Below are 8,350 nucleotides of genomic sequence, written 5' to 3'. Positions count from 1 at the left end.
GCCACCAGACGGGTCACCCCCTCGCCGCGGGGCGCCCGGCTCGACTCGCGGCACTGGCGACGCGACGGCGGGTGGAAGGAGGCGTGCGAGCTCGTGGACCGTGTCGGGCTTCGTCCGCACGACCTGCGGCACACCGCTGCCACCGCGTGGTTGCGGATGACCGGCGACCTCAAGGCGGTCCAGTCGCTGATGGGTCACAGCACGGCGAGCATGACGCTGGACCTCTACGCGCATGTCCTCAACGACACCCTGACGCGGGCTGCGGACGTGATGGCCAAGGGGCTGGCGGAAGCGGCCGAAATCGATGGCCAGGGCACGCGCGAGCCCGGCCAGAACGGCGAGGGCTCGTAATGGGCTCGCGAGTGGCTCGAATCGTTCCGAGCGATGAGGTCGCAGGGAGCCTCAATCCGGCTCTGACCTGCGGAAACAAAATGGTCGGGGTGACAGGATTTGAACCTGCGGCCTCTTCGTCCCGAACGAAGCGCGCTACCAAGCTGCGCCACACCCCGTGGCTGTCGTGCACCACCCGAGGGCAGCGAGAAGAGAGAATAGCCGAGCCCCAGCCCACTCACCGAATCGGGTCCCCGGCAAGCCCCTGACCAGCCCGGCGACCGGACACCGGACGGCCCGCCAGCCAGTGACGGGCCGCCAGGACTAACCGCCTCAGGACCCCCTGGCCACCAGCGTCAGCAGCGTCGCCTCCGGCCGGCAGGCGAAGCGCACCGGCGCATACGGCGAGGTGCCCAGCCCGGCCGAGACCTCCATCCACGCCGCGTCCGCCGGCGCCGCCGAGGACGGCAGGGAGCCCGCTCCGGGCCACCACCGCGAGACGCCCTTGGCCCGCTTGCGGTCCAGGTCGCAGTTGGTCACCAACGCCCCGTAGAACGGCACACAGAGCTGCCCACCGTGGGTGTGGCCGGCGATGACCAGCCCGGCCCCGTCGGAGGTCATCGCGTCCAGCACTCGCGTGTACGGCGCGTGCGTGACCCCGATGGTCAGCTCACCGGACGGCGTCTCCAGCCCGGAGCGACCGGGATAGCGGTCGTAGTTCAGGTGCGGGTCGTCGACGCCGACGAAGTCCAGGTCGTGCCCGGCGACCTCCAGGGCCGCCCGGGTGTTGGTCAGGTCCACCCACCCGGCCTTGGCGAACGCGTCGACCAGGTCCGAGGTCGGCAGCGGCTGCCCGCCCAGGCCCTTGCGGTAGCCCTTGGTCAGGTAGCGCGCCGGGTTCTTCGGCGTCGGCGCGAAGTAGTCGTTGGACCCGAGCACGAACACGCCCGGCAGCTCGAGCAGCGGCTCCATCGCCCGCACCGCGGCCGGCACCGCCTCCAGGTCGGCCAGGTTGTCGCCGGTGTTGACCACCAGGTCCGGCTCGAGCGCGGCCAGGCCGCGGACCCACTCGATCTTGCGCCGCTGCCGCGGCACCAGGTGCAGGTCGGACAGGTGCAGCACCCGCAGTGGCGCGGCGCCGTGTGGCAGCACCGGCACGGTGTAGCGGCGCAGCGCGAAGGCGTTGCGCTCGATCAGGGAGGCATAACCGAGGCCCGTCGCGCCGACGGCGAGGGCCCCGAGGGCGGTGCGCGTGAGTCCGTTCATCGCCCCCATCCTCGCAAACACCCGCCCCGGCGGGGTGGGAGACTGCGACCCATGACCGAGACCTCGCTCAAGACGACCCTCCAGACCGCGCTCACCGAGGCCATCCGTGAGCGCGACCAGGTCCGCGCCGGCACCCTGCGGATGACCCTCACGGCCGTCACCAACGAGGAGGTCTCCGGCAAGGAGGCCCGCGAGCTCTCCGACGACGAGGTGCTCAAGGTCATCACCAAGGAGGCCAAGAAGCGCCGGGAGGCGGCCACGGCATACCAGGACGCGGGGCGGCCGGAGCTCGCGGACCGCGAGCTCGCCGAGCTGTCCGTGCTGGAGGCCTACCTGCCCCAGCAGCTCAGCGACGAGGAGCTCGACGCGCTGGTCGCCACGGCGGTCCAGGACTCCGGTGCCACCGGTATGCCGCAGATGGGCCTGGTCATGAAGACCGTCCAGCCGCTCGTGGCCGGCCGGGCCGAGGGCGGGCGCATCGCCGCCGCGGTGAGGAAGGCCCTCGCCGGCTGACCGGCGCCGGGAGCGCCACATGGCGCCCTGACACGACAGCGCCCGCCACCTGAGCTCAGGTGGCGGGCGCTGTGTCACTACCGCGTGGGCTTCTTACCCTTTTTTCGTTGGTGTTGGGCTGGGACTTTTGGAGGGCGTGGGCTTCGTCGGCTTCGGCGACGGCGACTTCGTCTTTGTCGGCGTCGGCGTCGACGGGGCGTTGCCGGTCGAGACCGTGATGGTCACGGTGGACCCGCGCACCGCCCGGCTACCCGCCGCCGGCGAGGTGAAGAGCGCCGTGCCGGCCGGCTGCGAGGAGTCGGCCGAGCCGCCCTGGACCCCGGTGAACCCGGCGTCGTTGAGCTTCTGGATCGCTTGGTCGACCGGCAGCCCACCGACGTAGGGCACCACGATCTGGTCGCCGAACATCATCTTGTCGCTGGCGCCACCGAAGTCGACGATCGGCATGCCGGCGGAGGCGCGGTCCATGATCGCCTTCCAGATCGGTGCCGCGATCGTGGCACCGAAGATCTGGCCGGCGTAGAACTTGCTGCCGATCTGCATGTTGCGCAGGTGACGGGAGTTGTCCGTCGGGGTGCCGACCCACACGGCCGTCGCCAGCTGCGGGGTGTAGCCCATGAACCACGTCTCGTTGCTGTTGTCGGTGGTGCCGGTCTTGCCCGCGGCGGGACGGCCGCCGGCGAGCTCGTTGCCCGCCGCGGTGCCCTTGGTCAGCACCGCCTTGAGGATCTCTGTGGTCCCGTTGGCGACGTCGGCGTCGATCACGCGCTTGCACGGGTTGGCCGGCAGCTTGATCGACTTGTGGTCGTAGGTCGTGATCGAGACGACCGGCACCGGCGGGCAGTAGGTGCCGCCGGAGGCGATCGTGGCGTAGGACGAGGCCAGGGTCAGCGGCGAGACACCGTCGGAGCCCAGGGTGACCGGGGAGGGGTAGGTCTGGATCGGCTGGCCGTCGGCCTGGTGCAGGCCCATCTCGGTCATCGTCTTCTGGACGTTGCAGACCCCGAGCTTGGCGACGAGCCCCGCGAACGCGGTGTTGACCGAGAACGCCGCCGCGTCGGTCAGGCTGATGTTGCCGACCCGGGTGCCCTCGTCGTTGCGGACGACGAACGGCACGCCGGAGCGGCACCGGTCGGCGTACTCGCTCGGGGCGAAGAACGCCGCGTGCTTGGCGTCAGCGGGCTTGGCGTAGATCTGGGAGTTGACCGGCATGCCGTCCTTGAGGGCGGTCGCCACGGCATACATCTTGGCCGTCGAGCCGAACTGGAAGCCGTAGGTGCTGCCGCCGTAGCGGGTGTCGACCGACCAGTTGACCTCGTTGGTGCCGAAGCCCTTCTTGCCGACGAAGTCGGTGTTCTGCCCGATGGCGAGGACCTTGCCGCTGCCGGGCTCGACGATCGCCGCGGCCGAGCCGATCTGGGCCGAGTTGCCGACCGGGACCTTCTTGCGGATCTCCTCGTTGACGGCCTGCTCCATCTTCGGGTCGAGCGTGGTCTGGATGGTCAAGCCGCCGGTGGTCAGGAGGTTCTTGCGCTCTTTGACGGTCCGGCCCAGCGCCGGCTGCTCCAGGAGCCAGTTGAGGGTGTAGGCGCAGAAGTAGGGGTAGGGCGATGCGGCGCAGGAGCTCTGGCCCGGGGTGATGTTGAGGTTGAGCTTGCTCGCGCGGGCGTCCTGCCACTGCTTGTCGGTGATCAGGTTGAGGTCGTGCATGCGGTCCAGCACCACGTTGCGGCGGGCGAGGGCGCGGTCGGGGTGGTGCACCGGGTCGGTGGAGGAGGGCAGCTGGACCAGGCCGGCCAGCAGGGCCGCCTGCGGCAGGTTGAGCTTGCTGGCGGGGATGCCGAAGTAGTGGTGCGCCGCGGCCTCGACGCCGTAGGCCAGGTCGCCGTAGTAGACGAGGTTGAGGTAGCCCTCGAGGATCTGGTCCTTGGACAGCGTCTTCTCGAGGGTGACGGCGTACTTGAGCTCCTGCAGCTTGCGCCCGTAGCTCTTGGCCGTCGCGGCCTGGGCCGCCTCCTTGTCGTTGTTGCGCAGGGCGTTCTCCTGCAGCGTGATCTTGACGTACTGCTGCGTGAGGGTGGACGCGCCCTGGGTGCTCCCGCCGTTGGCGTTGGAGATGAACGCGCGGGCGATGCCGTGCAGGTCGACCCCGCCGTGCTCGTAGAAGCGGGAGTCCTCGATGGCCACCTGCGCCTGCCGCATGATGGGCGCCACCTTGGACAGCGGCACGATGATGCGGTTCTCGTCGGACGGGGTGACGATGAGCGACCCGTCCGAGGCGAGCACCCGCGACTGCTGCGACAGCGGCGTCTGCTTGAACTCACCCGGCAGGGAGTCGAAGGCCTGCACGCCCGAGCGGGCGGCGGCGCCCGTCGCGCCGGCAAGCGGCATGACCAGCCCCGCTCCGAGCAGCCCCATGACCACCGAAGTGGCCACGAGGGCGCCGAGCAGGCTGGTGATGCTGGCGAGGTTGGTGGCGCGTCCCTGCATGCCGGCCAGCATACGTGCGGAGCCCGTCCTGATCAGTGACTAGTCACTTTGGGGGTGTCCTGAACTATCCGTCCTAGTCATGGTCCTGACCTGTGCCTGCTCCCTAACCTCGAAGCATCACGAACGGACGATCTGTCCGTTTTGAGAGCAGGGAGGCCAACCGTGACCGTCATGACTTCGCGCAGCACGAGCGCTGGAGCCGGTCGTCGCGTGTGGGTCGAGGACTGGGCTCAGCAGGGGGCTTGCGGCAAGGCCGATCCGGACGCGTTGTTCGTCCAGGGCGCCGCACAGCAGATCGCCAAGCAGATTTGCATGGGCTGCCCTGTCATCGCCGAGTGCCTCGCCGACGCGCTCGACAACCGCACCGAGTTCGGGGTGTGGGGTGGGATGACCGAGCGCGAGCGTCGCGCCCTGCTCAAGCGCCGCCCCAACGTCCCCTCCTGGCGGGCCGTCCTCGAGACCGCCCGGCTCAACGCCGACCGACCGGCCTCCTGACCCACCGACACCGCGCCGCCCCGGCTCACCGCCGCGGGCGGCGCTGTCGTGTGTATCCCGCGCCGCGCACCTGAGCGCCTCGCTGGCCTTAGCGGGCCGCTCGGCTGAGCACGCGGTGGCCGGCGCCGGTCGAGCTCAGTCGCCGGCCAGCGAGGCGCCGACCGCCCGCAGCCCCTCGAGGTCGTGGATGTCCTCGGCGGCCGCTGCCACCTGCACCATGGGGATGCCGGGGTGCCCGGCGCTGAACCCGCGGGCCAGGCCCTGGTGACGGCTGGCGACCTCGGCCCGGGCCGCGTGCACCCGCAGCAGGCCCTCGGTGACCTTCGCCGACGGCGAGCCCTCCTCGGCGAGCTGCTCGGCCGCGGCGAGGGCGCGGCCGCTGGAGAGCCCGGGCGCCTGCACGGCATACATGCGGTTGATGACCACCCCGCTGAGTGGCATCTGCTCCTCGGCGAGGCGGTCGACGAAGAACGAGGCCTCGCGCAGGGCGTCGCGCTCCGGCGCGGCGACCACGAGGAACGCGGTGCCGCCCTCCTGGAGGAGGGAGTAGGTGGCCTCGGCGCGCTCGCGGAACCCGCCGAACATCGTGTCCAGGGCCGCCACAAAGGTCTGTACGTCGGTGAGCACCTGCGCGCCGAGGACCTTGTTCATCGTCTGGGTGACCATGCCGACCCCGGCGCTGAAGACCTTGAGGTAGGCCCGGCCGCCGGCCTTGGCCGGGGCGCTGAGCAGCCGGATGAACCGGCCGTCGAGGAACGAGCCGAGCCGCTTGGGTGCGTCGAGGAAGTCCAACGCCGAGCGTGACGGCGGGGTGTCCACGACGATCAGGTCCCAGCTGCCGTCCTTGTCGGCCTGGGCGCGCAGCTGGCCGAGCTTCTCCATCGCCATGTACTCCTGCGTGCCGGCGAAGGAGCTGGAGACGGCCTGGTAGAAGGGGTTGGCCAGGATCTGCTCGGCCTTCTCGGGGGTGGAGTGCAGCTGCACCACCTCGTCGAAGGTGCGCTTCATGTCGAGCATCATCGCGTCGAGCGAGCCGCCCGCGGAGTCGTCGATGCCCTTGACCGGGCGCGGGGTGTTGTCCAGCGAGCTCAGCCCCAGCGACTGGGCCAGCCGGCGGGCCGGGTCGATGGTCAGCACCACGACGTGCCGGCCCTGCTCGGCGGCCCGCAGTCCCAGCGCGGCTGCGGTCGTCGTCTTGCCGACCCCGCCGGCGCCGCAGCACACGATGATCCGCGTTGCCGGGTCGGTCAGCAGGGCGTCCGTGTCCAGCGGCACGGGCTTGTCCTTGACCGCCATCACGCCATCCCCTGCGCGACCAGCGCGTCGGCGAGCACCCGCACCCCGGCCGGTTCGACGCCCTCGGGCAGCACCGGGAGCCGGTAGGTGGGGCGCTTCAGCGCCAGCACGCCCTGGGCCTCCTGCCGCTCCAGGGCCACCCGGGCAGCGTGGTCGGCGGCCTCGCCGAGCAGGCCGTCGACGAGGGTGTCGGTGACCTTGACCCCGGCGCGGGCCAGCTCGGCGGCGACCTCGTCCCGGGGCAGCCCGCCGTTGGCCGCCGGCACCAGCGCCTTCTCCGGCAGCGCCTCGTCGCGGACCTGGTTGATGACCACGCCCCCGACCGGCAGCTTGGCCTCGCGCAGGTCGTGCACCACGTCGACGGTCTCCTGCACCGGCATCTCCTCCAGCAGGGTCACCACGTGCACCACGGTCTGCGGGGAACGCAGCAGTCGGGTGATCGAGTCGGCCTGTGAGCGGATCGGCCCCACCCGCGCCAGGTCGGCGACCTCGTGGTTGACGTTGAGGAAGCGCACCACCCGGCCGGTCGGCGGGGCGTCGAGGACGACGGCGTCGTAGTGCGGCGGCTCCTTGTGCCCCCGGCCCCGGGGCTCGCGCCGGCGACGGACCGCCTCGTAGACCTTGCCGATGAGCAGCACGTCGCGCACGCCTGGGGCGATCGTCGTGGCGAAGTCGATGGCGCCGAAGCGCTCGAGCACGCTGCCGGCCCGGCCCAGCTTGTAGAAGATCTGGAGGTACTCCAGCAGCGCCGCCTTGGCGTCCACGGCCAGGCCGAAGACCTCGCCGCCGTTCTCCGCGTGGGCGATCCGCGCCTCGGTGGCCGCCAGCGGGGCCACGTCGAAGGTCTGGCTGATGCCCTGCCGCCCCTCGACCTCGGCGAGCAGCACCCGCTGCCCCTGGTCGGCCAGGGCCAGCGCCAGGGCCGCAGCCACTGTCGTCTTGCCGGTGCCACCCTTGCCGGTGACGATGTGCAGGCGCACACCCTCCCAGTCGGTGTCCCGCGCGGACGCGTTGCCAGCCATGTCCGCGAGCCTAGCGAGCGCCGGCCAGCCCGCGTACGGCGTCCCGCACCTCGGCGAACGCCGGGTGCTCGGGGTCGATCAGCCCGAAGTGCTCGCAGGCCGGTATGACGGTCAGCCGCACCTGCGCATGCTGCTGGTCGCCCGCGGGTTGGCGCATCCGCTGCTCGTAGGACCGGGACACCTCCACGGGCACGGTCACGTCGTCGGCGCCGTGCAGCAGCACCACCGGGACCGCCGGGCTGAGCCGGGCAGGGTCGGCGACGGCCCACGCGGCGTCGGTGGCCTCGTCGGCCGCGTCCGGTTCGCCGCCCATGAGGCTCTGCGCCGCGTCCTCGCCCAGGTGCAGCCTGGCGGTCAGCGCCAGGTCGACGCAGCCGGCCAGCGACACCGCCCCGGCGAGGCCGTGCGCCCACGGCTGGCTGGCCGCCCAGGTGACGAGGTGGCCCCCGGCCGAGTGGCCCACGAGGACCATCGGGGAGGGGAGCCCCGCGTCGGCCCGGACCGCCGCGAGGGCCGCGGTGACGTCCTCGACGGTGCCCGGCCAGCCGCCACCCGGCATACCGACCCGGCGGTACTCCAGGACCGCCACGTGGAACCCGTCGTCGGCGAACGCCTGCGCCTCGCCGGCCGCGTGCGCCCGGTCGAACTCCGCCTGCCAGAAGCCGCCGTGGACCACGACCACGGTGGCGCCGCGGGCCGCCCCGGACGGCAGCCGGACGTCGTACACCTGCGCCGGGTCGGGGCCGTAGGCCTCGGTGCGGGCCGGCGGGGGAGCGCTGCGGGTCAGCACCGCTCGTGGGTCGTTGGTCACGGAAGGCATCGTGCCAGTGGCCGCTAGAGTGCGCCCATGCGCAAATGGGAGTACGCCACGGTGCCGTTGATCGTGCACGCCACCAAGCAGATCCTCGACCAGTGGGGCGAGGACGGCTGGGAGCTGG

At 71.7% G+C, this 8,350-nt stretch carries 8 protein-coding genes and 1 tRNA gene; 3 read left to right on the top strand and 6 right to left on the bottom strand.

The genetic code is table 11. The features are described 5' to 3' along the window. The coding region (locus VF825_RS16035) for a tyrosine-type recombinase/integrase (RefSeq protein WP_331115129.1) at nucleotides 1-351 on the top strand (351 nt) is incomplete at its 5' end. A gap of 81 nt (nucleotides 352-432) precedes the next feature. On the opposite strand, the gene VF825_RS16030 is transcribed toward VF825_RS16035, so the two are convergent. Continuing rightward, nucleotides 433-509, bottom strand: a tRNA-Pro gene (locus VF825_RS16030). Between the two features lie 154 nt (nucleotides 510-663). Then, nucleotides 664-1,596: a metallophosphoesterase gene (locus VF825_RS16025; protein ID WP_331115127.1), complete on the bottom strand. Its 933-nt coding sequence runs from the start codon at nucleotides 1,594-1,596 to the stop codon at nucleotides 664-666. Nucleotides 1,597-1,647: 51 nt separating this feature from the next. Here VF825_RS16025 and VF825_RS16020 point away from each other — a divergent pair, with 51 nt between their 5' ends. Further along, a complete protein-coding gene (locus VF825_RS16020) occupies nucleotides 1,648-2,109 on the top strand; it encodes a GatB/YqeY domain-containing protein (protein ID WP_331115125.1) in 462 nt (153 codons plus the stop codon). Between the two features lie 93 nt (nucleotides 2,110-2,202). Here the strand turns inward: VF825_RS16020 and VF825_RS16015 are convergent, their stop codons facing one another. Continuing rightward, the gene (locus VF825_RS16015) at nucleotides 2,203-4,599 is read right to left on the bottom strand and encodes a penicillin-binding protein (protein WP_331115123.1); all 2,397 of its coding nucleotides are present in this window, start codon (nucleotides 4,597-4,599) and stop codon (nucleotides 2,203-2,205) included. 171 nt (nucleotides 4,600-4,770) lie between these two features. Here VF825_RS16015 and VF825_RS16010 point away from each other — a divergent pair, with 171 nt between their 5' ends. Next, complete coding sequence (locus VF825_RS16010; RefSeq protein ID WP_141790522.1) at nucleotides 4,771-5,094, top strand: WhiB family transcriptional regulator; 324 nt, start codon at nucleotides 4,771-4,773, stop codon at nucleotides 5,092-5,094. Between the two features lie 135 nt (nucleotides 5,095-5,229). On the opposite strand, the gene VF825_RS16005 is transcribed toward VF825_RS16010, so the two are convergent. Genes VF825_RS16005 through VF825_RS15995 form a run of 3 tightly spaced genes read right to left on the bottom strand, consistent with a single transcriptional unit; the run spans nucleotide 5,230 to nucleotide 8,223 of the window. Further along, complete coding sequence (locus VF825_RS16005) at nucleotides 5,230-6,390, bottom strand: ArsA family ATPase (RefSeq protein ID WP_414695885.1); 1,161 nt, start codon at nucleotides 6,388-6,390, stop codon at nucleotides 5,230-5,232. After that, the gene (locus VF825_RS16000; RefSeq protein WP_331115120.1) at nucleotides 6,390-7,412 is read right to left on the bottom strand and encodes an ArsA-related P-loop ATPase; all 1,023 of its coding nucleotides are present in this window, start codon (nucleotides 7,410-7,412) and stop codon (nucleotides 6,390-6,392) included. The genes VF825_RS16005 and VF825_RS16000 overlap by 1 nt, the downstream gene beginning before the upstream one ends. 10 nt (nucleotides 7,413-7,422) lie before the next feature. Beyond that, nucleotides 7,423-8,223 (bottom strand): alpha/beta hydrolase, encoded by an 801-nt coding sequence (locus tag VF825_RS15995; protein WP_331115118.1) that lies wholly within the window; start codon nucleotides 8,221-8,223, stop codon nucleotides 7,423-7,425. Between the last annotated feature and the right edge of the window lie 127 nt (nucleotides 8,224-8,350).

This window comes from Oryzihumus sp. (assembly GCF_036391795.1).
Lineage (GTDB): Bacteria > Actinomycetota > Actinomycetes > Actinomycetales > Dermatophilaceae > Oryzihumus.
The sequence above is the reverse complement of the archived record's forward strand: the minus strand, read 5'-3'. Positions and strand labels throughout refer to the sequence as shown.

What these genes read in the sequence shown, in the direction of transcription:
- VF825_RS16025 (WP_331115127.1), bottom strand. Translation starts at nt 1,596, where the DNA reads ATGAACGGACTCACGCGCACCGCCCTCGGGGCCCTCGCCGTCGGCGCG.
- VF825_RS16020 (WP_331115125.1), top strand. Translation starts at nt 1,648, where the DNA reads ATGACCGAGACCTCGCTCAAGACGACCCTCCAGACCGCGCTCACCGAG.
- VF825_RS16015 (WP_331115123.1), bottom strand. Translation starts at nt 4,599, where the DNA reads ATGCAGGGACGCGCCACCAACCTCGCCAGCATCACCAGCCTGCTCGGC.
- VF825_RS16010 (WP_141790522.1), top strand. Translation starts at nt 4,771, where the DNA reads ATGACTTCGCGCAGCACGAGCGCTGGAGCCGGTCGTCGCGTGTGGGTC.
- VF825_RS16005 (WP_414695885.1), bottom strand. Translation starts at nt 6,390, where the DNA reads ATGGCGGTCAAGGACAAGCCCGTGCCGCTGGACACGGACGCCCTGCTG.
- VF825_RS16000 (WP_331115120.1), bottom strand. Translation starts at nt 7,412, where the DNA reads ATGGCTGGCAACGCGTCCGCGCGGGACACCGACTGGGAGGGTGTGCGC.